The 26421-nt window shown below is 71.6% G+C and carries 26 protein-coding genes and 1 riboswitch; of the genes, 13 read left to right on the top strand and 13 right to left on the bottom strand.

Going from position 1 to position 26421, the window contains the following annotated elements; all coding sequences use genetic code 11:
* The first annotated feature begins 7 nt into the window (after nt 1-7).
* The 7 genes from ACQPZ4_RS03110 to ACQPZ4_RS03080 all read left to right on the top strand — a co-directional run bounded on the left by ACQPZ4_RS03110 (nt 8) and on the right by ACQPZ4_RS03080 (nt 4140).
* Complete coding sequence (locus ACQPZ4_RS03110) at nt 8-451, top strand: helix-turn-helix domain-containing protein (protein ID WP_433055780.1); 444 nt, start codon at nt 8-10, stop codon at nt 449-451.
* Nucleotides 448-927: a hypothetical protein gene (locus ACQPZ4_RS03105; protein WP_433055777.1), complete on the top strand. Its 480-nt coding sequence runs from the start codon at nt 448-450 to the stop codon at nt 925-927. The genes ACQPZ4_RS03110 and ACQPZ4_RS03105 overlap by 4 nt, the downstream gene beginning before the upstream one ends.
* Before the next feature lie 69 nt (nt 928-996).
* The gene (locus tag ACQPZ4_RS03100; protein ID WP_433055774.1) at nt 997-1323 is read left to right on the top strand and encodes a DUF2516 family protein; all 327 of its coding nucleotides are present in this window, start codon (nt 997-999) and stop codon (nt 1321-1323) included.
* Nucleotides 1320-2210 (top strand): alpha/beta fold hydrolase, encoded by an 891-nt coding sequence (locus tag ACQPZ4_RS03095; protein WP_433055771.1) that lies wholly within the window; start codon nt 1320-1322, stop codon nt 2208-2210. Before ACQPZ4_RS03100 ends, ACQPZ4_RS03095 begins: the two co-directional genes overlap by 4 nt.
* 115 nt (nt 2211-2325) lie before the next feature.
* Entirely contained in the window at nt 2326-2889 is a 564-nt protein-coding gene (locus tag ACQPZ4_RS03090; RefSeq protein ID WP_433055768.1) for an RNA polymerase sigma factor, read from the top strand.
* Nucleotides 2886-3311, top strand: coding sequence for a hypothetical protein (locus tag ACQPZ4_RS03085; RefSeq protein ID WP_433055765.1), 426 nt, complete (start codon nt 2886-2888; stop codon nt 3309-3311). Before ACQPZ4_RS03090 ends, ACQPZ4_RS03085 begins: the two co-directional genes overlap by 4 nt.
* A gap of 91 nt (nt 3312-3402) precedes the next feature.
* A complete protein-coding gene (locus tag ACQPZ4_RS03080) occupies nt 3403-4140 on the top strand; it encodes an alanyl-tRNA editing protein (RefSeq protein WP_433055762.1) in 738 nt (245 codons plus the stop codon).
* A gap of 5 nt (nt 4141-4145) precedes the next feature.
* Here the strand turns inward: ACQPZ4_RS03080 and ACQPZ4_RS03075 are convergent, their stop codons facing one another.
* On the bottom strand, nt 4146-5384 hold the full coding sequence (locus ACQPZ4_RS03075) for an AI-2E family transporter (RefSeq protein ID WP_433055759.1): 1239 nt from the start codon (nt 5382-5384) through the stop codon (nt 4146-4148).
* 173 nt (nt 5385-5557) lie between these two features.
* Between ACQPZ4_RS03075 and ACQPZ4_RS03070 the strand changes: the two genes are divergently transcribed.
* Entirely contained in the window at nt 5558-5866 is a 309-nt protein-coding gene (locus ACQPZ4_RS03070; protein ID WP_433066203.1) for a GroES family chaperonin, read from the top strand.
* A gap of 87 nt (nt 5867-5953) precedes the next feature.
* On the opposite strand, the gene ACQPZ4_RS03065 is transcribed toward ACQPZ4_RS03070, so the two are convergent.
* Nucleotides 5954-7336, bottom strand: a complete 1383-nt coding sequence (locus ACQPZ4_RS03065; protein WP_433055756.1) for a PrsW family intramembrane metalloprotease — start codon at nt 7334-7336, stop codon at nt 5954-5956.
* A gap of 1106 nt (nt 7337-8442) precedes the next feature.
* Nucleotides 8443-8558, top strand: a riboswitch (SAM riboswitch).
* Between the two features lie 23 nt (nt 8559-8581).
* Here ACQPZ4_RS03065 and ACQPZ4_RS03060 point away from each other — a divergent pair.
* Nucleotides 8582-9865: an aminotransferase class V-fold PLP-dependent enzyme gene (locus tag ACQPZ4_RS03060; RefSeq protein ID WP_433066200.1), complete on the top strand. Its 1284-nt coding sequence runs from the start codon at nt 8582-8584 to the stop codon at nt 9863-9865.
* A gap of 69 nt (nt 9866-9934) precedes the next feature.
* Here the strand turns inward: ACQPZ4_RS03060 and ligD (ACQPZ4_RS03055) are convergent, their stop codons facing one another.
* Nucleotides 9935-10816, bottom strand: coding sequence for a non-homologous end-joining DNA ligase (ligD, locus tag ACQPZ4_RS03055; protein WP_433055753.1), 882 nt, complete (start codon nt 10814-10816; stop codon nt 9935-9937).
* Nucleotides 10809-11738, bottom strand: coding sequence for a non-homologous end-joining DNA ligase (gene ligD / locus ACQPZ4_RS03050; RefSeq protein WP_433055750.1), 930 nt, complete (start codon nt 11736-11738; stop codon nt 10809-10811). The genes ligD (ACQPZ4_RS03055) and ligD (ACQPZ4_RS03050) overlap by 8 nt, the downstream gene beginning before the upstream one ends.
* Before the next feature lie 97 nt (nt 11739-11835).
* On the opposite strand from ligD (ACQPZ4_RS03050), the gene ACQPZ4_RS03045 reads away from it, so the two are divergent.
* Nucleotides 11836-12759: a Ku protein gene (locus tag ACQPZ4_RS03045; protein WP_433055747.1), complete on the top strand. Its 924-nt coding sequence runs from the start codon at nt 11836-11838 to the stop codon at nt 12757-12759.
* Here the strand turns inward: ACQPZ4_RS03045 and ACQPZ4_RS03040 are convergent.
* The 5 genes from ACQPZ4_RS03040 to ACQPZ4_RS03020 form a co-directional block, all read right to left on the bottom strand.
* Complete coding sequence (locus ACQPZ4_RS03040) at nt 12665-13204, bottom strand: hypothetical protein (protein WP_433055744.1); 540 nt, start codon at nt 13202-13204, stop codon at nt 12665-12667. The genes ACQPZ4_RS03045 and ACQPZ4_RS03040 overlap by 95 nt on opposite strands.
* Nucleotides 13201-14835, bottom strand: a complete 1635-nt coding sequence (locus ACQPZ4_RS03035; protein ID WP_433055741.1) for a fatty acid--CoA ligase — start codon at nt 14833-14835, stop codon at nt 13201-13203. Before ACQPZ4_RS03035 ends, ACQPZ4_RS03040 begins: the two co-directional genes overlap by 4 nt.
* Before the next feature lie 98 nt (nt 14836-14933).
* Nucleotides 14934-16466: an MDR family MFS transporter gene (locus ACQPZ4_RS03030; RefSeq protein ID WP_433055738.1), complete on the bottom strand. Its 1533-nt coding sequence runs from the start codon at nt 16464-16466 to the stop codon at nt 14934-14936.
* Complete coding sequence (locus tag ACQPZ4_RS03025; protein ID WP_433055735.1) at nt 16463-16915, bottom strand: MarR family winged helix-turn-helix transcriptional regulator; 453 nt, start codon at nt 16913-16915, stop codon at nt 16463-16465. The genes ACQPZ4_RS03030 and ACQPZ4_RS03025 overlap by 4 nt, the downstream gene beginning before the upstream one ends.
* 175 nt (nt 16916-17090) lie before the next feature.
* Complete coding sequence (locus ACQPZ4_RS03020) at nt 17091-17492, bottom strand: winged helix-turn-helix domain-containing protein (RefSeq protein ID WP_433055732.1); 402 nt, start codon at nt 17490-17492, stop codon at nt 17091-17093.
* 199 nt (nt 17493-17691) lie between these two features.
* Between ACQPZ4_RS03020 and ACQPZ4_RS03015 the strand changes: the two genes are divergently transcribed.
* Nucleotides 17692-17928, top strand: a complete 237-nt coding sequence (locus tag ACQPZ4_RS03015; protein WP_433055729.1) for a hypothetical protein — start codon at nt 17692-17694, stop codon at nt 17926-17928.
* 613 nt (nt 17929-18541) lie between these two features.
* Here ACQPZ4_RS03015 and ACQPZ4_RS03010 read toward each other — a convergent pair.
* Nucleotides 18542-19849, bottom strand: coding sequence for a hypothetical protein (locus ACQPZ4_RS03010; protein WP_433055726.1), 1308 nt, complete (start codon nt 19847-19849; stop codon nt 18542-18544).
* A gap of 433 nt (nt 19850-20282) precedes the next feature.
* Here ACQPZ4_RS03010 and ACQPZ4_RS03005 point away from each other — a divergent pair, with 433 nt between their 5' ends.
* A complete protein-coding gene (locus ACQPZ4_RS03005) occupies nt 20283-21119 on the top strand; it encodes a PSP1 domain-containing protein (RefSeq protein ID WP_433066197.1) in 837 nt (278 codons plus the stop codon).
* Here ACQPZ4_RS03005 and ACQPZ4_RS03000 read toward each other — a convergent pair.
* The gene (locus ACQPZ4_RS03000; protein WP_433055723.1) at nt 21116-22978 is read right to left on the bottom strand and encodes a cellulase family glycosylhydrolase; all 1863 of its coding nucleotides are present in this window, start codon (nt 22976-22978) and stop codon (nt 21116-21118) included. The two genes, ACQPZ4_RS03005 and ACQPZ4_RS03000, sit on opposite strands and share 4 nt — an antisense overlap.
* 189 nt (nt 22979-23167) lie before the next feature.
* On the opposite strand from ACQPZ4_RS03000, the gene ACQPZ4_RS02995 reads away from it, so the two are divergent.
* On the top strand, nt 23168-23785 hold the full coding sequence (locus ACQPZ4_RS02995) for a LuxR C-terminal-related transcriptional regulator (RefSeq protein ID WP_433055720.1): 618 nt from the start codon (nt 23168-23170) through the stop codon (nt 23783-23785).
* On the opposite strand, the gene ACQPZ4_RS02990 is transcribed toward ACQPZ4_RS02995, so the two are convergent.
* Together ACQPZ4_RS02990 and ACQPZ4_RS02985 are read right to left on the bottom strand one after the other, a co-directional pair.
* The gene (locus ACQPZ4_RS02990) at nt 23763-25172 is read right to left on the bottom strand and encodes a cellulose binding domain-containing protein (RefSeq protein WP_433055717.1); all 1410 of its coding nucleotides are present in this window, start codon (nt 25170-25172) and stop codon (nt 23763-23765) included. The two genes, ACQPZ4_RS02995 and ACQPZ4_RS02990, sit on opposite strands and share 23 nt — an antisense overlap.
* A gap of 13 nt (nt 25173-25185) precedes the next feature.
* On the bottom strand, nt 25186-26376 hold the full coding sequence (locus ACQPZ4_RS02985; RefSeq protein WP_433055714.1) for a putative bifunctional diguanylate cyclase/phosphodiesterase: 1191 nt from the start codon (nt 26374-26376) through the stop codon (nt 25186-25188).
* Nucleotides 26377-26421 lie beyond the last annotated feature (45 nt).

The following is a 26421-nucleotide window of genomic DNA, read 5'->3' as shown; positions in this document are numbered from 1 at the left end:
TGTAAGCGTGACCGAAGAGCCGCGCGACCTGGGTGGGTTCATCCGTGACCTGCGCCGCAACGCGCGTATCTCGCTCCGCCAGCTCGCCGAGCAGGCCGGAGTGAGCAACCCGTACCTGAGTCAGATCGAGCGTGGCCTGCGCAAACCCAGCGCCGAGGTGCTGGCCCAGCTGGCGGGCGCGCTGCGGGTGTCGACCCCGCTGATGTACCTGCGGGCCGGGCTGCTGGAGCGCGAGGGGCACGACGTGCTGGCCGCGATCGCCGCGGACAGTGATCTCACCGTGGCCCAGAAGCAGTCGCTCACCCAGATCTACGAAACGTTCCGCCGGGAGAACGCGCGGAACACCTCGGACTCGGCCGACGCCGAAGCCGATGGCGCGAACACGCATGGCGCGCAGGTCGAGCGCGCGCCCGACGCCGAGCCCACACGTTCCCACGAGGAGTCGCAGTGACCACCGAAACCACCACCAAGACCACCACTCGCAAGATCCCCACGCCGCTCTACGCCGCCGCCGGCGCCGGCGACCTCGCCTACGAGCAGCTGCGCAAGCTGCCCGAGCAGGTCGCCCAGCTGCGCGCCCGGGTCGGCGACCTGCGCCCGGCCGGCACCGACGCCAACCTGCGCAGCGACCTCAACCGCCTGCGCGGCGTGGCCTGGCGCAACGCCGCCAGCTTCCTGGCCAGCGCCCAGCAGGGCGCCCAGGTCGCGCAGGACCGCGCCCTGGCCGTCTACACCGGCCTGGTCGCCCGCGGCGAGAAGGTCGTGACCACCGCGCGGACCGCCGAGGCCCGGGTCGAGCTGGAGCCGGCGAACAAGGCCGTGACCGCCGAGGTGGCGACCACCACCGAGGAGCCCGCCGCCGCGCAGCCCGCCGCCGCCCAGCCCGCGAAGAAGACGGCGGCCAAGAAGGTCGCTCCCAAGAAGTAACAAGGTTTATTCCGGAGCCCTCCGGCACCGTCGTACACGGGCCGGAGGGCTTCGGCATAAGCTCGTTGCATGGTGAGTGCCGTCCCGATCTTCTACGCCCAGGTCGAGAACTACATCTCCATCGTTGTGTGGATCTTCTGCCTGGTGCTGGGGGCCGCCGCCTTCCTGCACTGCGTGGTGCAGCGCACCGACGCCTTCCCGGCGATCGGCACCATGTCCAAGTCCATCTGGCTCGCCCTGATCGGCGGCGGCGAGCTGCTCACCGCGATCTCGCCCAACCTCGGGCTGGGCTACCTCGGCATCTTCCCGCTCATCGCGTGCGGGATCTTCGCGGTGTACCTGCTCGACATCCGCCCCGCGCTGCGTGACGCGGTCGACGGCCACGGCTCCTGGTGATGGACTTCCGCTGGCCGCCCCCGCCGGACGGGCGCCCCGACCGGTTCCGGCCGCCCGTGACCCGGGGACCGCAGACCGGCCGGCCGACGCTCCCCTCCCCGCCGACCGAGCTGGTCGCCACGCCGCACGGCGTCGAGCTGGAGCAGCTGGTCACCGGCGAGGGCGACCCCGTCACGGTGTTCGCCCACGGCCTCGGCAGCGGCATCGCCGAGACCCGGCCGCTGGGCAGCGCCGTGCGCGGCCGGAAGGTCTTCTTCCAGTTCCGCGGGCACGGGCAGTCGGCGGCTCCGGGGGGCACGTGGACGTACGTCGACCTGGCCCGTGACCTTCGCGCGATCGCCGACCTGGCCGGCGCGACCCGGGCGCTCGGCGTCAGCATGGGCGCCGGGGCCCTGACGCGGCTGCTCGCCGACAACCCCGGCCGCTTCGAGCGCGCCGTGTTCTTCCTGCCCGCCGTGCTCGACGCCCCGCGCCCGGCGGCCGCCCAGGAGCGGCTGAGCGCCCTGCTGGAGGCGATCGAGGCGGGCGACGCGGCCGCGGTGGCCGACGTGATCTCCCAGGAGATCCCGGCCCAGCTGCGCAACTCGCCGCCGGTGTGGGCGTTCCTGCGCCAGCGCCTCGACCAGCTCATGCGCGACGGCCTGGGCACCGGCCTGGCCAGCCTGCCCGAGCAGGCCGCCCTCGACGACCGGGCCGGTCTGGCCGCGGTCACCGCCGAGTGCCTGGTGATCGGCTGCCGCGGCGACGACCTGCACCCGGCCGCGGTGGCCGAGCAGCTCGCGGCGGCCATCCCGGGCGCCGAGCTGCACCTCTACGACCGGCCCGGCATCCTCTGGACCCAGCGGGCCGACCTGCGCAACCGGATCTCGGAGTTCCTGAACGCCTGATTCGCGGCCGGACCTGCGCGACCACGTCGTGGAGCTACCGGCCGCCTGATTCGGGGTGTATCAGTGCGGCGCGGTCGCGACTCCGTAGTGGGCTATGGCATGGATGATGGACGTCATGCGCGACGACCCGACGCTGGTGGCGCTGGTCGATCGAGCGCGCGGCGGCGACCAGACCGCCTGGGACGCGCTCGTGGCCCGCTATGCGCCGCTGGTGCATGGGATCTGCCGCCGGTACCGCCTGCAGGACGCCGACATCGAGGACGCCGGAGCCGCCGTCTGGCTGCGGCTGGTCGAGCGCCTCGCCACCATCCGCGAGCCGGCCGCGCTGCCCGGCTGGATCGCCACCACCGCGCGCAACGAGTGCCTGCGGGTGCTGCGGGCCCGGCAGCGGGTCAGCGTCGTGGACTTTCTCGACGGCCCGGAACCCGGCGCCACCGACGAGGACTGGCTGCTCGTCGAGGAGCGCGCGATCGCCCTGCGCGCCGCGTTCGCCGAGCTGCCCGAGCGCTGCCGGCGCCTGCTGGCGCTGCTGTTCGCGGATCCGCCGACGCCGTACGCGCAGATCAGCGCCGAGCTCGCGATCGCCGTCGGCGCCATCGGCCCCAACCGCCAGCGCTGCCTGGACCGCCTGCGCCGCGACCCCGCGCTGGTCCCGCTGCTCACGGAGGTGGCCGGATGACCGCTTTCTCGGACGATCACCTGCTGGACTCCCTCGGGGAGGCGGTGCGTTCGGCCGCCGCGGTGCCCGAGTCGTTCCTGGCCACCGGCCGTTCGGCCTTCACCTGGCGCACGGTCGACGCGGAACTGGCCACCCTGACCGAACCGGAGAAGGCCGCGGTGCGCGGCGCCTCCCGGGTGTTCACCTTCGTCGCCGGCGAGCTCACCATCGAGGTCGAGGCGACCGAGGAGGCGCTCGTCGGCCAGGTCGCTCCCCCGGCCCCGGGCCGCATCGAGCTCACGCCCCACCGCGGCGCGCCGAGCGCGGCCGAGGTCGACGCGCTGGGCTGGTTCACCCTGCGCCCGCTGCCCACCGGCCTGTTCCGCTTGTACTTCGCGCCGTCGAACGGGTCGCCGGTAGTGACCGAATGGCTGAGCCTCTGACGCGTATCAAACCCGGGGTCGACGGATTCTGTATTGCATGACTACTTCGCAGTGCTGGGCCGGGCCGACCTGCCGCATATAGTCGGCTTTCATGGGTGTCACACATCACGGCCGCACGTACCGGCTCGACCTCGCCGACCCGACGCTTCGCGAGTGGACCGCCAAGGTCCTGCACGCGTCGGCCGAGGACGGGATCGTGCTGGATCGTTCGGCGTTCTACCCGGGCGGGGGCGGCCAGCCCCCGGACCACGGCGTCCTGCTCTGGCAGGGCGTCCAGACGCGGATCGCCGGCACCCGCAAGGCCGACGACCTGTACCTCCTGCCCGCCGAGGGCGATCCGCTGCCCCCGGTGGACACCGAGGTAACCGGCGCCGTCGAGGACGATCGCCGCACGAAGCTCATGCGCACCCACTCGGGCCTGCACGTCCTGTGCGGGGTCGTCTTCCGCGACTTCGGCGCCCTGGTCACCGGCGGCTCCATGGAACCGGCGGAGGCGCGGATGGACTTCAACCTGCCGGAGGTACCGCCGGACTTCAAGGCCCGCCTCGAGGAGCTCGTCAACGCCGAGGTGGTCGCCGACCGCAAGGTGGTGACGAAGGTCCTGGGCCGCGACGAGGCCCTGGCCCTGCCGGACATCATCCGCACCCAGTCCAACCTGATCCCGGCCGAGGAACAGGAAATCCGCATCGTCGACATCATCGGCCTGGACACCCAGGCGGACGGCGGCACGCATGTCGCCTCGACGGCGCAGATCGGCCGCCTGCAGGTCGTCAAGGTCGAGTCCAAGGGCAAGGCCAACCGTCGCGTACGGGTGCGCCTCTCCGACTGACCCGGCTACTCGGATGACACGATCACGGCGTCCGGTGGGGGTTCGCTGCGGTGCTGGACCAGGTGGCGGATGCCGGTGTTCAGCACGGCGACCAGCGGGACCGCCACCAGGGCGCCGATGATGCCGGCCAGGACCACGCCGGTCGCGATCGCCACGATCACGGCCAGTGGGTGGACCGAGACGGCGCGGCCCATGATCAGGGGCTGCAGCACGTGGCCCTCCAGCTGCTGGACCGCGATCACGCCGATCAGGACCACCAGGGCGGTGATCGGGCCCTCGTCGACCAGGGCGACCAGCACGGCGACGGCGCCGGAGACGGTCGCGCCCACGATCGGTACGAAGGCGCCCAGGAAGACCAGGGTGCCCAGCGGGAACCAGAAGTCCACGTTGAGGAAGAACAGCAGCAGGCCGATGCCGAGGGCGTCGATGAAGGCGACGAGGACGGTGGCCCGGACGTACGCGACCAGGGTGCGCCACGCCGCCTCGCCCGCGCGGCGGATCGGGTCGCGGGCCGGAGTGGGCAGGATGCCCGTGACGAAGTGCCAGATGCGCTTGCCGTCGCGCATGAAGAAGAAGGTGACGAACAGGATCAGCAGCATCAGGGCCAGGAACTCGACCGTGGCCGTGGCCGTGTTCACGGCGCTGTCGGTCAGGCTGCCGCGGTTGTCGTTGAGCCAGGTGGTGGCGGCGTCGAAGGTGGCGTCCAGCTGGCGGCCGCTGAGGTGCAGCGGGCCGGTGGTCAGCCACTCCTGGATCTGCTGCACGCCGATCGAGGCCTTCTCGGCCAGCGCCGGGAAGCCCGCCACGAACTCGCTGATGACCAGGGTGAGCACGCCGGCGACGGCGCCCAGACCCATGATCAGCACGACGAACGCGGCCAGCGACGGGGGCAGCTTCACGCGCCGGCTCAGGACCCCCATCACGGGCGCGAGCAGGGCCGAGAGCAGCAGGGCGATGCTGAGCGGGATGAGTACGGTCTTGAGCCGGCTGATGAGCCACAGCAGCACGGCGGCCGCCGCGATCAGGATCAGCAGGCGCCAGGACCAGGCGGTGGCGACGCGGAGACCGTGCGGTACCTCGGCGTCGTCCCGGCTTGTCGTGGTCGCATGATCGAGATGGCGGACCGGCTCGACCGGCTCCGGCTCGGGTTCCGCGGCGGCGAGCTCGCGCTCGGCCTGAGCCGCGGCCAGGCGCTGAACGTAGGCCCGGCGCAGATTTGCGCGCACCTTGTCGAACCGGCCCACGTGAAGTACCTCCCCAAACGCCCCAACGCCGCGACGGTGACTCCCCACGGTAGACCGGGTCGCGCGACGTTGGCACGCACCGAAGCGGTAGCGTCGCAAGCGTGACAGCACAACCCGCCGGTGGTTACCAGGCGTCCACCGGCGATCTACCCGGCAATCCACCCACCGAGGCCTTGCCGATCCGCCTCCTGCACGACCGGGTGCTCGTCCGGCTCGAGGGCGCCGAGGGCGAGCGCCGACACATCTCCGGCATCGTCATCCCGGCGACCGCGTCGGTCGGCAAGCGCCTGTCGTGGGCGACCGCGGTCGGCGTCGGGCCCAACGTGCGCTCCATCGTCTCCGGCGACCGGGTGCTGTTCGATCCCGAGGAGCGCTCCGAGGTCGAGCTGCAGGGCCGCGACTATGTGCTGCTCCGCGAGCGCGACGTCCACGCGGTCGCGGCCCGCCGGGTCGAACCGGACTCGACGGGCCTCTACCTGTAAGAGCATCGCCCTGGGCCCTGCGCGGGTCGGGCCGGGCGCGCGCTTCCGTCTGAGCCCGGCGCGGCGTCGTGCCGGGCTCGGCGCGTTCTACCTGTAGTACGGCGCGGCAAACATCGGCGGGGGCGGCGGGGCCAGGGAGACCGGCACCGGGACCACCGGCGTCGGCGGGGCGTCCAGCACGCGGACCACGCCGTCCGGGAACGTGATGTGGTACCGGGCGCCGTCCCACACCGCGCGCGGCGATTGCGGGTCGCGGCCGACGAAGACTTGACGGTACGCGTCGAGGGCGGTCAGCAGTTGTCGCTCTTCGGCGAGCGCCTCCATCCGCCGGTTGGGCTCCTTGTCCAGCCCGCGGTGCAGCCCGTCGCGCAGGAGCGCCAGGCGGGTCGCGTCGAACTGGAACGCCCGCATCGCCTTGGCGCCCGCGTCCCCGGCCACGCGCTTGGCCCAGCGGCGCGCCGAGAGCCGGCGCCCGAGCGTGCCCAGCGCGGCGACCTCGGGCGGCGAGAACCATCCGGCGCGCGCGTACTCCCCGAGCACCCGCTCCGTCAGCTTGCCCTCGTTGGCCCGCAGCCACAGCGCGAACCCGACCATGCAGAGGAAGATCGGCATCATGACGGCGAAGTAGCCGTACAGGAGGACCCAGGCGCTGGTCGAGGCGGTCACCGACATCAGGTTCCACGATCCGTGCAGCATCATGGCGACCAGCAGCCCGGCGATCGGCGCGAGCCACCGCACCGCCTTGGCCGACGAGCGCGACGCGAAGCCCAGCCCGATGCCGGTCATCGAGGTGAACAGCGGATGCGCGAACCCGGTCATCAGGATCCGAACGATGAAGATCCCGACCAGCGCGGCCGCCCCGGTGACGGGCCCGGACTTGTCGGCCGTCTCCCCGTACCCCTTGAACCCGAGGTACAGGATGTTCTCCACCATCGCGAACCCGGTCGCCGACAGTCCACAGTAGACAATGCCGTCGATGATCCCGGAGAACGCGCGGGGCCGCCGCCAGAACAGCAGCACCGGCCCGAGCGCCTTCATGCTCTCCTCGATGAGCGGCGCCACGAGCACGGCGACCAGCGCATCGGAGAACCCGGCCTTCTCGGCGAAGTACGACCCGGCGGTGTTGACGACCAGGGCGACGCCGGTGGCCACGAACGCGCCCCAGCCGAAGACGAAGACCAGGTACTTCACCGGCTCCGGCTCGTACCGGTCCAGCCACAGGAAGCAGGAGACCAGCACCGGCACCGGGATGATCGCGGAGGCGACGCCGACGACGAGGGCGGTCCAGCCCCCGTTGAACCCGAAGAACGCGAGCACGGCCACGCCGCAGGCCGCGATGAACCCCATGACGCCGATGAGCGTCCAGAGCCGCCGCCGATCCGACCTCCGCGCGGGGGGCGCGGCAGCCAGGGCGAGCGCCGCCGTCGGATATTGCTGCTGGCCGGTTTGGGGTTCGGCGGCTTCAGTCACATTTGGTACCGCCGAAGCCGGCACCACCGGCGCCACCGCCCCCTGCCCCGGCGCACCCTGCCCCATCACGGGCCGCGCCCACTCCGACCCACCCGCCTCAGGCCCCGCGGGACCCTGCCCGGACGGCGGCCCAGCGGCATACCCAGGCGGCGGCGCGACCTGCCCCGGCGGCGGCGCGGCACCGTAACCAGGCGACGGCGTGACCTGCCCCGGCGGCGGCGCGGCACCGTAACCAGGCGACGGCGTGACCTGCCCCGGCGGCGGCGCGGCACCGTAACCAGGCGGCGGCACGACCTGCCCGGGCTGCGGCGCGGCGGGGTAACCGGGCGGAGGCGCGACCTGCCCGGGCTGCGGCGCGGCGGGGTAACCGGGCGGAGGCGGCGTGACGGCGTACCCAGGTGGCGGCGGCGTGGCATGACCAGGTGGCGGCGGGACGTGCCCGGGCGACGGCGGCGCGGGCTGTGCGCTCGGGGCGCCCCAACCGTGGCCGGGCGGCGCCGCCGCGGGACCGGGCGGCGCGGCATTGGGCTGAGCGCCCCACCCGGAACCAGGCGCGGGCGGCGCAGAGGCGGGCTGTGCCTCCCAAGCGGGCGGCGCGGAGGCGGGCTGCGCTTCCCACGAGGGCGGCGCGGAGGCGGGTCCGGGCGGCTGCGTGCCCCAAGCGGGCGGTGCCGAAGAAGGCTGCGGCGGCGCGGAGGCGGGTCCGGGCGGCTGCGTGCCCCAAGCGGGCGGCGCCGAGGAAGGCTGCGGCGGCGCGGAGGCGGGTCCGGGCGGCTGCGTGCCCCAAGCGGGCGGTGCCGACGACGGCTGCGGCGGCGCGGAGGCAGGCCCCGGCGGCGCGGAGGCCGGCTGCGTGCCCCAAGCCGGCGGTGCCGAGGAAGGCTGCGGCGGCGCGGAGGAAGGACTCGAAGCAGGCGGCTGAGCGGGTGATCCCCAGCTCGGATCGGGCGAACCCCACCCCGGCGACGGCGCGCTCGGGGAAGCCCAGGGCCCCGCATCCGAGGATGGCGCGGCGGGCGGCCCGGAAGCCGGCTCGGGCGAGGACGGCGTCCCACTCGGCGGGAGTTCGCTCATGGGGCAACTCTATCCGCGGTACCGTCGGGACAGGTCATGAGTGCCAGCGCACAGCCCCGGCTTGCTGGCCGGCAACCCTCGCGTTCGCGGCGGGGTGCCCCGGGTGATGACACGGCCCGGCACGCGGTGTGCCGAGCAAGCGCGAACGATTGGGGTGCACCCGTGTCTGAAATCCTCACGCCCGGCGACGTCAAGCTGTCCGACGGCCGGTCCGTCGACTTCGCCAACCTCGACATCGCCGCCACCGCGCCGTGCCTGCGGGTCGTGGCCGATGCCGTCGCCGAGCTGCTGCCCTACTACGGCAGCGTCCACCGTGGTGCGGGCGCGCTGTCCGAGCGCTGCACCCGCGAGTACGAGCAGGCCCGCGAGACCGTCGCCGACGTCCTCGGCCGCGGCGCCGGCGACACGGTGATCTTCACGCGCAACACCACGGACGCGCTCAACCTGCTCGCGCGGGCGGTCCCCGAGGGCACCACGGTCGTCACGTTCGACGCCGAGCACCACGCCAATCTTCTGCCCTGGCGCGACGCGGTGCGCCTGCCCGCGCCACGGTCGGCGGAGGAGGCGGTCGGGGCTTTGGAGCTTTGGCTGTACCGTCGACAGAACGCGAACGTCCTCGTCAGCATCACCGCGGCCAGCAACGTGACCGGGGAGGTGTGGCCGGTCCGGCGCCTCGCCGAGGTCGCCCACCGCTTCGGCGCCCGCATCGCCGTGGACGCCGCGCAGCTGGCCCCGCACGCGCCGGGCCGCCTCGCCGAGCTGGACGCCGACTACATCGCGTTCTCCGGCCACAAGCTCTACGCGCCGTTCGGCGCGGGCGTCCTCGCGGGGCGGGCCGACTGGCTGGACGCCGCCGAACCGTACCTCGCCGGCGGCGGCGCCAGCGCCCACGTCCCCGACGACGGCGCCACCCGCTGGGCGACCGGCCCGGCCCGCCACGAGGCCGGCACCCCGAACCTGCTCGGCGCCGTCGCCCTCGCCACCGCCCTGCGCGCCCTGCAGCACCGCGACCTGGCCGCGACCGAGCAGGCCCTGCTGCACCGCCTGCGCACCGGCCTGGCCGCCTTGCCGCACGTCGAGGAGCTGTGCCTGTTCCCGGCCGACGCCGAGCGGGTCGGCATCGTCTCCTTCACGGTGGCCGGCCGCGACCCGGCCGAACTGGCCGCCACCCTGGGCCGCGACCACGGCATCGGGGTGCGCACCGGCCTGTTCTGCGCCCACCCGCTGACCCGCCGCCTGCTGGCCGAAGCCGAAAGCCGCGCCACGCACGCGCCAGACGCCGATTGCGCGACCCCTTCCACGCGCAAGCCGGCCGTCGGACAAGCGACCGCGCGATCGGCGAGCGCGAGGAGCGAAGCATCCTGTGAGCCCGGCGCCAACCAGGCGATCCGGGCCAGCATCGGAATCGGCACCACAGCGGAGCACATCGATCGCCTGATCAACGCGCTGCGCTAAGAAGCGGCCGAATCGGGCAGATACGAAATATCCGATAAGTCGCGGCGCGCCAGCGCCCGACTTATCGGATCACAACTGCAACAGATCGCCGAGCGACTCGACCCGTTCCAGCACGGCCGAAGGGCTCAAATCGACCGCCGTCAGCTCCCCCGCCTCCACCTCGTCCCACGTCAGCGGCGCGCTGACCGTCGGCACCGAACCCGCCCGCAGCGAATACGGCGCGATGGTCGTTTTGAACGCGTTGTTCTGGCTCCAGTCGATGAAGACCTTCCCCGGCCGCAGCTGCTTCGCCATTTTCGCGACGATCAGTTTCGGGTGTGCGCGCGCGAGTTCCTCGGCGATCGATTTTGCGTAAGCGCTCAGTTCGTCGGCGGTTTCGTCGCCCGGTAGCGGTACGACCAGCTGCATTCCTTTTTTGCCCGACGTCTTCGCGCAGCACGAAAGGCCATCAGTGGACAGGCGTTCGCGCATGATCAGGGCGACCTCGTAACACTCCGGCAAGCCCGCCGGCGGGCCGGGATCCAGGTCCACGACGAGCTGGTCGGGGTCGAGTTTCCGGCCCTCGGCGTCGACGCGCCACTGCGGCGTGTGCAGCTCCAGCGCCGCCAGGTTGGCCAGCCACACCATGGTGGCGATCTCCTCGACCACGATGAAGTCGATCTGCTCGCGGCCTTTCGAAGAGCCAGGAACCGGCAGCCGTACCGTCCTGACCCAATCGGGCGTGCCCGCCGGCGCGTTCTTCTCGAAGAAGCTGTTGCCCTCGACGCCGTTCGGATAGCGGGTGCGGGTGAGCGGCCGGCCCTCCAGGTACGGCAGCAGGGTCGGCGCGATGCGCGTGTAGTAGTCGAGCACCTCGCCCTTCGTGAATCCGGCCTGCGGGTACAAAACCTTGTCCAGATTGGAGATTTCGAGCTGCCGGCCGTCCACTTCGACGCGCATTCGATCAGGCATCGTGCACCTCCTCGGCGGTGAGGTCCGGGCGGATGCGCAGAAAGCGCGGGAAACGCAGCCGGCCGTCGCGCGTCCGGTGGCTGAATTTGACCTCGACGACCAGGTGCGGGCGGACCCAGACGGCGCCGCGAGCGTCCTCACGGGGTACCGCTGCGCCAAAGGGGTTTTCGTTCGTCGACAACGGCTCGAGCGCGGCCAGCAGCGCCCGCTCGGACGCGCCGGAGATGCCGCCGCCGACCCGGCCCCGATAGGCGAGCCCGCCCGCGGCCGGGACGCCGACCAGCAGGGCGCCCAGCGCGCGCTTGCCCGGCCGCCAGCCGCCGACGACGAACTCGGCGCTCTCCTCCAGCTTGACCTTGATCCAGTCGGAAGTGCGAATCCCCGGGTGGTACAGCGAGTCGGCCCGCTTCGCCACCACGCCCTCGAGCCGGTTCTCGACGCTCGCGGCCACGGTCGCCGGGCCGTCGTCGAAGGACGGGGGGACCATCGCGCGGGGGCCGAGCGGCAGTGCTTCGAGGCGTTCCCTCCGGCCGCGGTACGGCACGCCGGTGATCTCCTCGCCCTCCGCGCGCAGGGCATCGAAGACGAGGTACGTCACCGGCACCGCAGCGGCCAGCCGCGCCGCGCGGTGCGGTTCACGCACATGCATGCGCTCGGCGAGCACCTGGAACGACGGCTGCCCGGCCTCGTCCATGGCGACCACCTCGCCGTCGAGCACCGAGTCGGTGAGGCCGCGCCCGATCTGGGCGAGCTCCGGATAGGCGGCCGTCACCTCGGCCCCGCTGCGGGCGTAGAGCCTGGTCACGCCCGCTTGGACGACCGCGATCGCGCGGATGCCGTCCCATTTGAACTCGTACGCCCAGCCCGGCCCGGCGGGCAGCACGCCGGGCGAGGCGAGCATCGGAACCGGTGGGACGGCCATGCACCACACGATAGTTCGCCTAAGAGTTGCTCGCGCCCAGGTCAAAACGATGCGAAGCTGAAGATTGCATGGTCGATACGCTGCGGAAAGGATCCTCATGCGCGCGATCTGGAAGGGCGCGGTCTCCTTCGGGTTGGTCTCGATCGCCGTCCGCCTCTATTCGGCGACGGAAGAGAAGGACATCCGCTTCCACCAGGTGCACCGGGAGGACGGCGGGCGGGTCAAGTACAAGCGGGTCTGCTCGATCGACGGCGAAGAGGTCGCCTACGACGACATCGCCAAGGGCTACGACCTGGGCGGCGGCGAGATGGTCATCCTCACCGACGAGGACTTCGCCGAGCTGCCGCTGACCACGAGCCGCGCGATCGAGGTGCTCGAGTTCGTGCCGACCGAGCAGGTCGATCCGATCTTGTACAACAAGGCGTACTACCTCGAGCCCGAGCAGACCGCGGCCAAGCCGTACGCGCTGCTGCGGGACGCGCTGACCAACGTCGAGCGGGTGGCGATCGTCAAGGTCGCGCTGCGGCAGCGCGAGCAGCTGGCGACGCTGCGGGTCCGCGACAACGTGCTCGTGTTGAACACCATGTTGTGGCCGGACGAGATTCGCGCGGCCAAGTTCGACATCCTCGACGAGGACGTGACGGCGCGCCCGGCCGAGCTGGCGATGGCCGGATCGCTCATCGAGTCGATGGCGGCCGACTTCGACCCGTCGACGTACACCGACAACTACCGCGAGGCGCTGCAGGAGGTCATCGACGCCAAGGTGGCCGGGCGCGAGGTCGTGCAGCCGGAGGAGGCCGAGGAGGCCCCGGCCGCGGCGGTCGACCTGATGGCCGCGCTGCGGGCGTCGGTCGAGCGGGCCCGGGCCGCCCGCGGCGAGGAGCCGGCCGAGTCGGACGAGGACGAGGAGTCCAAGCCGACGCCGATCAAGAAGGCGGCGGCGAAGAAGGCCCCCGCGAAGAAGGCGACGCCGGCCAAGAAGGCCCCGGCGAAGAAGGCGGCCGCGAAGAAAAGCGCGTGAAGTACACGGTCGCGGACGCTCGATCGAGCAGCAGGCCGTCGCCCACGGTGATCCAGTGCGGCGACGGCGGGGCGAACGGGCGCAGGTCGGCCGGCACGTCGGGGTCGGCCGCGGCCGGTCCGTCCGGGGCGGCCGCCGCGCGCTGCGCGGTCAGCACCGCGAAACCGTTCATCTCGTAGTCCATCGGGCCGATCTCGGGGCAGCTGCGCGCCCGGGCCTCGTGCTCCTGCCAGTGGACGGACTGGATCGGCTTCATCGTGGGGTACGACTGCTCGATCCTCGCCTTTTCGGTGATGACCGAGGTCTTGGCGGGGCGGGTCGGATCGGCGCAGCCCGCGAGCCCTGGCACCCAGTCCTTGAGTGCCAGGGCCACGCCGCAGAGCGCGATCACACACGCCGACAGGGCGGCGGTGATCGCCAACGCAATCTTGGCCGGGCGGGTCACCCGTTGATCTCTACCACCTCCAGGTCCCCGCCTGCATAGTCGGACCGGACCCGCTTCTTGTCGAACTTGCCGACCGAGGTCTTCGGCACCGCCTCGATGAACGACCAGCGCTCGGGCAGCTGCCACCGCGCGACCTTCGCGGACAGGAACTCGCGCAGGGTCGCCGCGTCGGCGGTCTGGCCCTCCTTGAGCACCACCGTCGCGAGCGGCCGCTCGCCCCACTTGTCGTCCGGCACCCCGACCACGCAGGCCTCGAGCACGGCCGGGTGGGCCATGAGCGCGTTCTCCAGGTCGACCGAGCTGATCCACTCACCGCCGGACTTGATGACGTCCTTGGCGCGGTCGGTCAGCGTGAGGTACCCGTTCGGGGTGAGCGTGCCGACGTCGCCCGTGCGCAACCAGCCGTTGTCGAACTTGTCCGGATCGGGGCCGTCCTCGCCGATGTACTGCGCGGTGATCCACGGCCCGCGCACCAGCAGCTCGCCGACCGCCTTGCCGTCCGCGGGCATGACCTCGCCGGTCGGGCCCACGATGCGGCCCTCGACGCCGGCCGGGATGCGGCCCTGGGTGTAGCGGTACGCCCAGGCCTCGGGGCCCTCGGTGCCGAACGGCGCCCGCGCGATCGAGCCGAGCGGCGACATCTCGGTCATGCCCCAGGCGTGGATGACCTGGATGTCGTAGCGCTCGGCGTACGCGTGCATGAGCGCCGGCGGGCAGGCCGAGCCGCCGATGACGACCTCCTTGAGCGAGGAGACGTCGGTCGGGTTGGCGTCGAGGTACGCCAGCAGGTCGTTGAAGATCGTCGGCACCGCACCGGCGAAGGACGGCTTCTCCACCTCGATCATCTTGGCCAGCGGGGCGGCCTGCAGGAACCGGTCGGGCATGACGAGCTGCGCGCCGCTCATGAGCGCGGCGTAGGGCAGGCCCCAGGCCATCGCGTGGAACATGGGGACGATCACCAGGTTGCGCATCTGCGGGCCGAGGCCGAAGGACTCCGCCATGCACACCTCCATCGAGTGGAGGTAGATCGAGCGGTGGGAGTAGGCGACGCCTTTGGGGTTTCCCGTGGTACCGCTCGTGTAGCACAACGCCGCCGCGTCGTCCTCGTCCACATCCGGCCATTCGAACGTGTCCGGCTTGCCCGCGAGCAGTTCGTCCCAGGCGTGCACCTCGACGCCGTCCTTGGCGAGCTTGGCGGTGTCGCCGCCGCCGACCACGACGATGTGCCGGATCGTGGTCAGGTGCGGCAGGACGCCGGCCAGCAGCGGGATCAGCGTCGAGTCGACGATGACCACGCGGTCCTCGGCGTGGTTGGCGATGTAGATCAGCTGCTCGGGAAACAGGCGCAGGTTGAGGGTGTGCAGCACGGCGCCCATGCTCGGCACCGCGAGGTACGCGACCAGATGCTCGGCGTTGTTCCACATCAGGGTGCCGACGCGCTCGTCGCCGGTGACCCCGAGCCCGCGCAACGCGTGGGCGAGGCGCGCGGCCTGCCGGCCGACCTCGGCGTAGTTGGTCCGCCGGGCGCCCTCGCCGGTCCAGGTGGCGACCTCGGAGTCGCCGTGGACGGTGCTGCCGTGCTGCAAAATGCGGGAGATCAGCAGGGGTGTCTTCATCATCGTGCTGCGCATGCCTGCAAAAGTAATGTGTCCTGCGCCACAATGAAAACCCACCGGTAACAAAATATGGCCGGATGCCTTTTCAGGAATCCGGCCATATCGTGATTTGTCTAGAAAGCGGCGGCTTTCGCTTCCATCTCCGCCGCGGCATCCTCGCCCGTGGTCGTCTCCACCGGCGTGCTGCCCTGCAGCGACTTGTTCGGCAGGGCCAGCGTGATGAGCGTTCCGACCAGCGCGACGACCGCGGCGGACAGGAACACCGGGTGCAGCGCGTTGACGAACAGCCGCTCGACCATCTCCAGCTGGGCCGCCGGCAGCGCCCGCACCTGCGCCGGAGCGTTGATCGACACGCCGCCGCTGCCGCTGCTGAGCTTGCTGTTCATGACCGCGCCGAGCGCCGCGACGCCGACCGAACCGCCGAGCGAGCGGAAGAACGTGGCGGCGGAGGTACCGGCGCCCATGTCACGCAGCTCGAGCGAGTTCTGCACGGCCAGAATGAGCGGCTGCATCGCCATGCCCAGGCCCACGCCGATCACGGTCATGTAGATGAACGCCTGCCACAGCGGCGTGTTCACCTGCAGCGTCGTGAAGAGCAACAAGCCGGAGCCCATGATGACGGTACCGGCGACCGGGAACCACTTGTAGCGCCCGACCTTCGAGATGATGCGCCCGGACACGATCGACGTCACGATGACGCCCGCCATCATCGGCAGCATGAGCAGGCCCGAGCGGGTCGGCGTGGCGCCCTTGACGATCTGCAGGTACAGCGGGACGTAGATGATCGAGCCGAACATCGCGAAGCCGAGAATGAACGTGGCCGCATTCGACAGCGAGAACGTCGCGCGCTTGAACAGCCGCAGCGGCAGGATCGGCTCCTGCGCACGGCTCTCGACGACGATGAACGCCGCGGCGAGCACCGCGAACGCGGCGAACAGGCCGAGGATCGTGACCGAGTCCCAGGCGTAGCCGTCGGTGCCGCCCAGCGACAGGGCCAGCAGCAGCGCGCTCGACCCGGCCACCATGAACGCGGCGCCGAGGTAGTCCACCTTGTGGTCGCGGCGGGTGTGCGGGACGAGCCGCAGCACACGAGCACAGACGAACAGCGCGAAAATCGCCAACGGCACGTTGATGTAGAAGATCCAGCGCCAGTCGGTCTCGGCGAAGTAGCCGCCGACCAGCGGACCGGCGACGGAGGAGATGCCGAACACCGCGCCGAACAGGCCCTGGTACCGCGCCCGCTCGCGCGGGGCGACCACGTCCGAGACGATCGTGAACGCCAGCGTCATCAGACCACCGGCGCCGATGCCCTGCAGCGCGCGGGTCGCGATCAGCTCGGGCATGTTCTGGCTCAGCCCGGCGAGCAGCGATCCGGCCAGGAAGGTCGCGATCGCGAACAGCAGCACGGGGCGCCGGCCGTAGAGGTCGCTGATCTTGCCGTACAGCGGCGTCGACGCGGTGGACGCCAGCAGGTACGCGGTGACGACCCACGAGTAGTGGTCGAGCCCGCCGAGGTCGCCGACGATCGTGGGCAGCGCGGTGCCGACGATGGTCTGGTCGAGCGCGGCGAGCAGCATGCCCGTCATGAGGCCGCCCATCAGCAGCAGAATCTGCTTGTGGGCCAGGGCTGGCCGGGCTTCGTTCATCGAGCGTCTCTTTCTTTCGGCAGACGTTGCGCAATGGACTCGTTCAGACGGGCGAACAGCGCGGCGAACTCCTCGCGCTGCTCCGGTGTCCAGTCCGCGAGCAGTTCTTCCCACGTGGCCAGCCAGCGGGCCCGGTTCTCGGCGAACACCTCGCGCCCGAGCTCGGTCACCTCGACCAGGCTGGCGCGGCGGTCGTGCGGGTCCGGGTACCGCCCGATCAGCCCGGCCGTCTCCAGCGCGGCGACCTGCCGGCTGACGGTCGAGAGGTCGAGGCTCACATCGGCGGCGAGGGCCGAGAGCCGGAACGGCCCGTCGACCGCGATCCGGCTCAGCAGCAGGTAGGCGGGGCGCTCGAGGCCGCGACCGGCCTCGTTCCACTTGAGCGTGGCAAAGAGCCGCTCGGACAGCCGGATGAACCGGCCGACCTCCCGCCCGATCTCTTCATGCACGCCCGCGTACTCCCCGCTCGTCGCCGATACTTGCTTGCCACAAGCATCGGTTCAGCGGGCAGCGTTGAACAACTTATTTGCGGGTGATACGCGTTACCTACGCGTTTTGCTCAGCCAAGTGTCTTTTCGTGACCTGGCGTTCGCCGCCGGGTTTCAGCCGGCGTTCTCGCCGGTTTCAGCCGGCGTTCTCGGCGGGTCCGAACTCGTACCGGTCGGCCGGGTAGGCACGGTCTCCCACCACGAGCACAGGCACGCCTTCCTGCATGCTGTGCTCTTTCTTCTCCACCGGCGTGGGCATGCGGGCGGTGACGACCTCGCCCGGATGCAGCCAGACCCGTTCACGCTGCTGCAGCGAGCGCACTCGACTGCGATAGCCGCGCTTGCTCTCGACGAGACCCTCGCTGCGCAGGTGCGCCATCGCGTCTCGAATCGTGTCGCGACCGACATCGTGCTCCTCGGCCAGGTACTTCTCCGAGGGCAGCAGACTCCCCGGCGGCAGTTCACCGCTGATGATCTGTTGCCGAATCGCGTCCGCGACCTGCCGATACAGCGACAAGCCGGAACTCCGGGAGATCATGCTGGCGACCATACGAAGTTCAATCGGCGCAGGGGGTACTGGCCTTAGGGCCAAACGGCTACTATGTTGTTCGTAGCGCGGAGCCGGGCTGGGCGGTCCAAGCCTCGCGCTGCCCAACAGGGCGCGGCGGCCGCCAATCGCTGCGAGCCGCACGGCCGCCGCGCCCCCCGGACTGCTTGGCCTTTTGGAGCTGGTAGCGATGCTGGACGACGAAGAAGAACTGAGCCCCGTGGTCTCCCTGGACCTGCGCGCCATCCACACCGTCATCACCGAGGACGACGGCGACCCGATCCTGCTGATCGACGACGGCGACGTGCAGATCGAACTGACGTCAGGCATGAACGGCAGCTACGCCACCGCCATCCTCGGCGCCCAGCGGGTCGCCTCAGCCGCCCTGGAATTCGCCGCGATACTCCGCCGCCTGGTCCCGAAATAGGCCCGCCGCCCGCGCATCGCCCCGCCAACCGTTCCTGGACTCCCGGGGGCGGCTTTCGTGTTTCCGGGGCCCCCGCAGACCGGCGCCGGACGACGGACAGCGGACGACGGCGACGGGCGGGCGGCGACGGACAGCGGCGACAGGCGGGCGACTGGCGGGCAGCGACGGGCGGCGGGCAGCGACTGGCGGGCGACGGACCACGGCGGCAACGGCCGGGCGGCGACGGGCGGGCAGCGACCGGCGGGCGGGCAGCGGCGGGCAGCGGGCGACGGGCAGCGGGCGACGGGCAGCGGCGACGGGCGGGCAGCGACGGGCGGGCAACGGCGGACGACGGACCACGGCGGCAACGGCCAGCGGACGGCGGTGGGCGACGACGGACGACGACGGCGGCAACGACGACGGCGCTCGGGATTCTTGCCGCGCGCTGATGCACGTCAGCTCATGCACCTCAACCCATGCAAGTCTCCAATCCGCGTTCTGGTGCTGGTTCGAACTTGTCGCCGCCAATCGCCGCAACCAAAACCGTAGCCGTGGGGTACGACAAAAAACGCCGCCCGGGCAGCCCTCCCGGAGGAAGAGCTGCACGGGCAGCGAAGGGGTTTTACGAGGGGTCTCAGACCGCCGACGACCGCCGGCGGGACAGCACCACGAACATCCGCCCCGCGACGACCAGCAGCAGGCCGGCGCCCACCACGATCGCGGTGGTCGAGCCCGTGACGGGGAGCGTGCCGCCGCCACCGCCGCCGGTGTCGCCGCTCACGCCGCCGTAGCCGCCCGAGTGGCCGCCCGTGCCGTAGCCGCCGGAGGAGGACGGGGCGGCCGCCGCGGCCTCGAGGGCGCACACGCCCAGGTCGAGGATGGTGGTCTGGTCGGTCTGGTCGCCGTACCCGCCGGACTTCCACTTCGTGCGCACGATCAGCTTGACGCGGACCGAGTACGCCTTGGCGTACAAGCCGGTCTGGCTCGTCTGCTTCTCGACCGATCCCAGCTCGACCCGCAGCACCACCGCGCGCGCGGGGTGGGTCGACTTGCCTTCGGTGTTGCGGACCGTGGACTCGCCGCCGCCGACGACCGGGAGGCCCGGGAGGAGGCCGGCGAGCAGCGACTCGGGGATGGCGGTGGCGCCGGCGAGGGTGCCGGACAGGGCGCTCGTCGCGCCGCCCAGCAGGTCCAGCAGCGGCAGGCCGGCGACCGGGAGGTTCTCGGCGCGGCCGAGGTCCTCGGCCTCCGTGCGGGAGTTGCCGTCGACCGGGACGACCACGTCGACGTGCGAGCCGGCCGAGTCGAGCTTCACCGCGTCGCGGCCGGGGACGCGGACCTCCAGGACGGGGGCCTTGTAGTCGACGGTCTTGCTCGACGAGCTGGCGGCGACCGCGAGGGTCGGCGGACTGATCACCCGGACGCCCATCGCGGCCGGGGTGCCGGCGAGGAGGCTGAAGTCGGCGATGTCACCCGTGGCGCCGGCCTTTGCGGCGGCCTTGCCCGAGACCTTGCCGACGCCGGTCTCGGTCGAGCTCTCGATCGCGCCGAAGCGCAGCAGGGCCTTGCCGCCGCGGCCCGGCAGGATCGACAGGCCGCCGAGGCGGGCGTCGGCGGTGGCGCGGGGGCCGGCCGACTCCGTGCACTGTGCGGCGTCCTTCCACGTGGCGTGGGCGCTCAGGCCACCCGTGCCGACGGTGAGGGCGCCGAGGTTGACGCCTTGTACGGGTACCGTCGCAGGCTTTTCGTTCGGTGGAGGGGCCTGCTGGTAGGCGCTCGGGCCGATGAGGCCGGGCGGCAGCACGCCGCTGCTCTGGATGTAGCGGGCGTCCGCCGCCGCGCGGGCCGGGCCGCCGGCGAACCCGGAGTGCGCGGTGGCCGCTCGCAGCTCCGGGAGCGGGGGCGTCTTGAGGCCGATGCCGCGCAAATCGAGCCCGCCCACGGCCAGCGTGTTGGCGGCGGCGGTGGCGCCGAAGCCGTTGGGGCAGCCGGAGCTCTCCGCCGCGCCCGCCGAGGCGGGAGCCGCTAACGCGACCGGGCACGCTGCTCCGAGCAGCCCTGCGGCAGCGAGGGTGGCGAGGAGTCGGGCTGTTTTTGGGCGCGCGGAAGCTACAGATGCCGTCATAGCGATGAGGTCCTCCGAGACCGGGGAGTACGGGAGCAAGCCCGTCAGGGCGTGCCACTGCTGCGCCCAACGAGGCCTTCCCGGCCGGAGTTACGCCCCTTTTTGCGGTCCCATCCGCACTAGTAACGACGAAAGGGTCGGTATAGGTACGTCGTCCACCAAAAGTGTCGAGTCGGACTTTTCCCTACTTTTCCTGTCATCCGATCGCGGGCCGTAGGCGCCCGGCGTGACCCGCGTTACTGTGATCGCCATGGGCATGCTGTGCGCGGTGAGTTTCAATCGCTACGGGCGGCTGTTCTACTTCGACCCGGGCGAGCTGCGCCCGCAGGTGGGCGACCGCGTGCTGGTGCCGACCGACGACGGGCCCGAGGTGGCCGAGTGCGTCTGGGCCGCCCAGTGGGTCACCGAGGAGACCGAGGGCTTCCCGCGCCTGGTCGCCATGGCCGGCGACGACGACCTGCGCCGCGACGAGCTGCTGCGCAAGCGCAAGGCCGAGGCCAAGGTCGCGGCGAAGCGGCTGATCCGCGACCACGAGCTGCCGATGAAGGTCGTCGCAGTAGATCACGTACTGGACTCCCCGGGCGGGCAGGGCGCGCGGACGACCATCTACTTCACCGCACCCCATCGGGTGGATTTCCGTTCCCTGGTACGGGACCTGGGCGCGACCCTGCACTGCCGGGTGGAGCTGCGGCAGCTGTCCGCGCGCGATTCGGCCCGCGTCCAGGGCGGGATCGGCTCGTGCGGGCGCGACCTGTGCTGCGCCACGTTCCTCAACGACTTCGAGCCGGTCACCATCCGCATGGCGAAGGACCAGGACCTGCCGCTCAATCCGCTGCGCATTTCCGGCGCGTGCGGGCGGCTCATGTGCTGCTTGAAGTACGAGCATCCGCTCTATGCCCAGTTCCAGGCGACGGCCCCCGCCGTCGGAGCGCGGGTGAGCACTCCGGACGGCGAGGGCCGCGTGGTGGGCCACAGCGTTCCCCGCGACTCGGTCATCGTCCGCATGGACGCCGACGGTTCACGCTGCTCGTGCAGCCGGGCGTCGGTCTGCGGATCGCGCCAGGCCTACGAGGAGCGGCACGGCTAGGGCTGCACGCCCCAGGCGAGCGATCCACCCACGTAGCCGGGCACGGTGGCGGCGTCCACATAGGACGTCGCGGTACCGCGGGAGTAGTCGTTGCTCTCGTTGACCGGCTGCCAGTCGGTCCGGCTGACCCGCAGCTGCATCTCGCCCGTGTTCGCCCCGGGAGCGAGCGAGCCCCCGGTGAAGCCGACCTCGATGTACGCATCCGCGCCGTTGACCGCGGCCGGCAGGTTCACCACGCGCGTGGCCAGGTTGCCGCAGCCGATCTGCGCCCAGTCGCACCAGATGCTGTACGACGCGTTGTCCCGTGTGAAGTAGTAGCGCACGGTCACCGTGTTCAGCGCGAGCGCCGCAGAGCCGGCGTTGACCACCTGCAGGCCCGGCTTGATCTCCTGGTCGTTCGTGGCCGGGCTGTTGTTCTTGTACTGCACGCGAATCTTCCCGCTCGGCGGCGGCGTGGACACCGACGGCGAAGTGGACGGCGACTTCGAGGGGGACGGAGACGCCGACGGCGACTTCGACGGCGAGGCCGAGTCCGAGGGGTTCACGGTGCCGCCGTAGCGGTCGGCCAGGCTCATCCCGTTGGCGCCGAGACGCACCTGGTGGTCAAGACCGACGAACTTTCCGCTGTACTGCCAGAGCGCCGGCTTCAGCATCGCGTACTTGGCCTCGTCCCACGTCTTCCAGTCGTCCAGCAGCAGGCCGCCGGTGTCGCCGGAGTTCGGGTTGAGCACCCAGAACGTCTGGGAGATGCGCGTTTCGGCGATCAGGTCGCGCAGCGCGAGCATCCACTTGTCCTGCCGCGCATCCTGGCCGAGGCGGCCGCCCCACTCGCCGACGAGCAGCGGCGCGATGTTGTTCTGGTGGATGTACAGCCAGTTCGGGCCCCACACGTCCTGGGTCAGCGAGGTCTTGTCGAACGGCTTCTGGAACCACGGCTGCTCGTAGACGAGCGGGCCGTAGTCGTGCGGCGAGTACACGATGTGGTTGCCCAGGTTGACCGGGTACTGCGCGACCCCGCGCAGGTTGCCGCCCCACCAGTCGCCGTAGTAGTCGGCCTCGCTCGTCGAGGACCAGTTGGTGCCGTTCTTCGGGAAGATCTCGATGCCCTCGCACATGATGAGCATGTCCGGGTTGATGGCGAGGATGCGGCTGCCCGCGGTCTGGCACGTGTTCTTGAAGTTGTCCTGGTCGGTGGAGTTGTCCCACTTGGCCCGCGGGCTCTCGCTCCACTTGCCGTGCGGCTCGTTCTTGATGTCCGCCGCGATCAGGGTGTCGTTGTTCTTGTACCGCTGGGCGATGTACTCCCAGCCCTGGTAGAAGTTCTCGGTGGTGATCGAGCCCTTCCACCACACCGGGTACAGGTGCCCGGAGTTGTCCGCCTCGGCCGAGTGCACGTCCAGCATCACCTTGATGCCGAACTGCTCACAGAGCTGCAGGAAGTAGTCGAAGACGCCGAGCGAGGTCTTGCCGACCAGCTCCGGGTTCGCGTACGTGTTCACGCCGCTCGGCACCGCCGCCTGGCCGTTCTTCCACTCCAGCAGCAGCTGGGTCGAGATCGGCACCCGGACCAGGTTGATGCCCCGGTCCGCCATCGACTTGGTGATCTCGGTGATGTTGCCCGACCACAGGCCGTGGAAGACCCGCTCGGTCGCGTTGAAGCCGAACCAGTTGGTGCCGGTGAGCCAGACCTCGTTGCCGTTGGCGTCGACGATCTTGTTGCCGGACGTGTGCAGCCAGTCCTTGGCGGGGACGGCCGCCTGAGCGTTGGTCTGCGCCCCGGCGGACGGCAGTGTGACCACCACGCCCAGCGAGACGAGCGCGGCCGCGGTGGCGGCCGCGGCCAAGACTTTGAAGCGCATGCTTCCTCCAGTGGTGGGGAGCGGTTGTGGGAGCGCTCCCGTGACTGGCGATCGTAAACATCCAGACATCGGTACGAAACGATGAGCACCATCGTTGGCATCGATGTCCCGGGGCGGCGGGTCACCAGTCCCGCGAAAAGTTTCGGAACTCGTTGCCAACCCCGCGGGGTCCGTGGTGTCGTGGCGCCCGTGACGAAAGTGCTGGTGATCAGCGGTACCGGGCACGCGCTGGCCGAGCTGATCCGCCCCGTGGCGGACGGCGTGGAGGTGCGCCCGATCGTCGATGTCCTCGGGGGCAACACCCCGGCGGCGGATGTAATCGTCTTGCACACGCTTTCACCGGTGCGCGAGCTGGCGGCGCTGGCCACCCTGCCGGGCCCGCGCCCGCCGGTGCTGATCGTGGCCCACGCGATCGTGCCGGGCGATGTGCTCACCGCTTTGCGCTCGGGCGCGCGCAGCATTCTGGTCGAGGGGCAGTACACGCGCACGGATCTGCTCGACGCGGTCATCGCCACGGCCGCCGGGCACAGCCGCCTGTCGCCGGGGCCGCTGTCGGTCGTCGTCGACCACGTGCAGAGCCGCCCGCCGGAGCACGGTTCCGGGCCGTTCCGCCAGCCGCTCACCCAGCGGGAGCTGGACATCATGGAGCTGATCGCGGCGGGCGAGCCGAACGCGGTGATCGCCGAGCGGCTGGCCCTGGCCGAGAAGACCGTGCGCAACCGGGTGAGTCAGATCTACCTGAAGCTGCAGGTGAACAACCGCACCGAGGCGATCGTCCACTGGCTCAGCCGCACGGCGAGCCGTTGACGGTGAAGCCGGGCGGGTTCGGGTTGGCGCCCTGCCACGTGCCCTGGATGCCGAACGTGAGCGACCCGCCGGCCGCCACCGTCGGCTGGTCGCCGGTCGGGCGGACCGTCACCGCCGTCCCGCTCTGGGAGGCGATCGCGTTCCAGTAGCTGGTGACCTTCTGCCCGCCCGGGTAGTCGAAGCGCAGCGTCCAGCCCCGCAGCTCCGCCCCGGTCAGGTTGGTCAGCGTCACGTCGGCCACGAAGCCGGGGTTCCACTCGGTGCGCTTCACGTACGTGACCCGGCAGCTGCGCTGCTCCGCCGCGAGCGTGCCGGGCGGCGGGGCGGGCGGCGGCGGGACGCCCGGGCCGGTGCCGGTGCCGGTCGGCGCCGCCGAATCCGACGGCCGCACGGACGCGCCGCGCGACGCGGTGGCGGTCGGGCTCGCGGTCGAGGACGCGCGGCCGGGCCCCGCCTCCGAGGCGGGCAGCGCGGTCGCCGGGCCGTGCGTCGCGTTCGGGTCGAAGGGCAGCTGGCCGTCGTCGGCCGCGAGCGGTGTCGTGAGGCCGCCGGAGGTGCTGAAGGCGGCGATGACCACCAGCGGTACTACAGCAGCGGCCAATCCGGCCCCCAGCCGGACCCGCCACGTGGGCCCCGCGACCACCTGCGCGGCCTGAGCGGCCGGAAAGACGGCGGTGACCCTGGTCCCCTGACCCGGCCGCGACCAGACCGTCAGCTGCCCGCCGCAGGCGCGCGCCCGCTCCTGCATGCCGGCGATCCCGCGGTGGGCGGCCTGCGCGGACGCGAAGCCGACCCCGTCGTCGCGGACCTCCAGCATGATGCCGTCGCCGTCGCGGCCGAGCGTGACCGCGACCGTCTCCGCGCGCGCGTGTGCGGCCACATTGCCCAGCGACTCGCTGAGGATCCAGCCCAGCTCGATGCCCGCCCGGGGTGGCATGTCGCCGGCCTCCTCCAAGCCGGCGCTGTGCAGGATGACCCCGATGCCGGTACGCGCCGACCACTCCTCCGTGATCCCCGCGACCAGATCGGGCAGCGGCGCCATGTCGAGCGTCTCGGGCAGCTCCACCGCCACCCGGTCCCGCTCGGCCGCGGCCGCGTGCGCGCGGATGCGCCGTTCGCGCACCGTCCAGCGGCGCCAGGCCCACATGGCGGGCGGTGCCAGTACACCGGCGAGCACCACCGCGACCTGGGCCGCGATCCCGTCGGCGAGGAACAGCAGCAGGAGTCCGCCGATCGCGCCCGGCCAGCCGAGCAGCGCCCCGGCGGTGCACGCGGCCGCGACGAGCGCGATCGCACCGGGCAACCCGGGCAGAACGGACGCGGCCACCGCGGCCACGACTACGGCGGCGAGGGACACGCCGATGCGGAGGCGAAGGTGGGCACCCATGGCCCGTGCAGTATCACACCTCGGGGCCCCAGACCTCCGCCTCGTACCGCGACAGATCGCCGGCCGGAAGCCAGCGCTGCAGCTCAGCCGGGGTGAGCGGGCGAGCGAAGTGATATCCCTGGGCCTTGTGGCAGCCGAGCAGCGTCAGCTCGCGCGCCTGCGCCTCACTCTCGACGCCCTCGGCCACGGTGTCCAGGTTCAGGATCTGCCCGAGGCGCAGCACGGCCTGCGCGACCGCGCCGCCGCGGGAGGTGCCGTCGAGTTCGGCCACGAACAGCCGGTCGAGCTTGAGCACATCGACGGGGAGGCGGGCGAGGTAGCGCAGCGAGGAGTACCCGGTGCCGAAGTCGTCCAGCGCGATGCGAATGCCCGCGTTGCTCAGCACGGCCAGCTGCGCGACCGAGGCCGGCGCGCCGATGACCGCGCCCTCGGTCACTTCGAGCACCAGATTGCCGGGGAAGAAGCCCGTTCGCTCGAGGATGCGCAGCACCTCGGCCGCGAAACCGTCGTCGTCCAGCTGGCGCGGCGAGACGTTCACATTGAGCTGCAGGGCCGGCAGCCGCCGCTGCCAGCGCGCGGCCTGGGTGGTGGCCTCCTGCAGCACCCAGCGCCCGATCTCGCCGATCAGCCCGATGCGCTCGGCGAGCGGCACGAACGCGTCCGGATCGAGCGTGCCGCGTTCCGGGTGCGCCCAGCGGACCAGCGCCTCCACGCCGGTCAGCGCACCGTCGGGAAGGGCCACGATCGGCTGGTACAAGAGCCGCAGTTGGTCGTTTGTGCTCGCCTCGTGCAGCGCCTCGGCGAGCGGTGTGGTCGCCGTCGGATCCGGCTCGTAGCAGGCCCAGGGCGCCCCGTCCGGCCGGCTGCGCGCCTCCTGCAGGGCGAGCGCGGCCCGGTTGAGCAGGTCGTCGGCCCCGTATTCGCCGGGCGCGGCGACCGCGATGCCGATGCGCGCGGGTCCGGCCACGGCGATGCGCCGCGCGACCGCCTCGGCGTTGTCGACGCTGCGGATGTCCTGCAGCACCGCGGCGTACCCGTCGCCGAACCGGCCGATCGGATCGTCGCGCAGCACGCTGCGGCGCATCAGCTCGCCGAACCCGTCCCGCGCTTCGCCGTCGGCGCCCTCCAGGCCGACGAGCAGCACCGCGGTGCTGCGCCCCTCGCTCGCGCCCCGACTGAGCGCGGCGGCCACGGCCTCACGCATCCCGCCGTCCCGATTCCACCCCGGCCCAATCGACCGGCGCGCCGC

This window comes from Dactylosporangium sp. CS-033363 (assembly GCF_050942475.1).
Taxonomy (GTDB): domain Bacteria; phylum Actinomycetota; class Actinomycetes; order Mycobacteriales; family Micromonosporaceae; genus Dactylosporangium.
This window is presented reverse-complemented; position numbering and strand designations above follow the sequence as displayed.

Excerpts from the sequence above, each read along its gene's own strand:
- ACQPZ4_RS03100 (WP_433055774.1), top strand. The coding sequence starts at position 997 with ATGGTGAGTGCCGTCCCGATCTTCTACGCCCAGGTCGAGAACTACATC.
- ACQPZ4_RS03090 (WP_433055768.1), top strand. The coding sequence starts at position 2,326 with ATGCGCGACGACCCGACGCTGGTGGCGCTGGTCGATCGAGCGCGCGGC.
- ACQPZ4_RS03085 (WP_433055765.1), top strand. The coding sequence starts at position 2,886 with ATGACCGCTTTCTCGGACGATCACCTGCTGGACTCCCTCGGGGAGGCG.
- ACQPZ4_RS03080 (WP_433055762.1), top strand. The coding sequence starts at position 3,403 with ATGGGTGTCACACATCACGGCCGCACGTACCGGCTCGACCTCGCCGAC.
- ligD (WP_433055753.1), bottom strand. The coding sequence starts at position 10,816 with ATGCCTGATCGAATGCGCGTCGAAGTGGACGGCCGGCAGCTCGAAATC.
- ligD (WP_433055750.1), bottom strand. The coding sequence starts at position 11,738 with ATGGCCGTCCCACCGGTTCCGATGCTCGCCTCGCCCGGCGTGCTGCCC.
- ACQPZ4_RS03045 (WP_433055747.1), top strand. The coding sequence starts at position 11,836 with ATGCGCGCGATCTGGAAGGGCGCGGTCTCCTTCGGGTTGGTCTCGATC.
- ACQPZ4_RS03035 (WP_433055741.1), bottom strand. The coding sequence starts at position 14,835 with ATGCGCAGCACGATGATGAAGACACCCCTGCTGATCTCCCGCATTTTG.
- ACQPZ4_RS03030 (WP_433055738.1), bottom strand. The coding sequence starts at position 16,466 with ATGAACGAAGCCCGGCCAGCCCTGGCCCACAAGCAGATTCTGCTGCTG.
- ACQPZ4_RS03020 (WP_433055732.1), bottom strand. The coding sequence starts at position 17,492 with ATGATCTCCCGGAGTTCCGGCTTGTCGCTGTATCGGCAGGTCGCGGAC.
- ACQPZ4_RS03015 (WP_433055729.1), top strand. The coding sequence starts at position 17,692 with ATGCTGGACGACGAAGAAGAACTGAGCCCCGTGGTCTCCCTGGACCTG.
- ACQPZ4_RS03005 (WP_433066197.1), top strand. The coding sequence starts at position 20,283 with ATGGGCATGCTGTGCGCGGTGAGTTTCAATCGCTACGGGCGGCTGTTC.
- ACQPZ4_RS03000 (WP_433055723.1), bottom strand. The coding sequence starts at position 22,978 with ATGCGCTTCAAAGTCTTGGCCGCGGCCGCCACCGCGGCCGCGCTCGTC.
- ACQPZ4_RS02990 (WP_433055717.1), bottom strand. The coding sequence starts at position 25,172 with ATGGGTGCCCACCTTCGCCTCCGCATCGGCGTGTCCCTCGCCGCCGTA.
- ACQPZ4_RS02985 (WP_433055714.1), bottom strand. The coding sequence starts at position 26,376 with ATGCGTGAGGCCGTGGCCGCCGCGCTCAGTCGGGGCGCGAGCGAGGGG.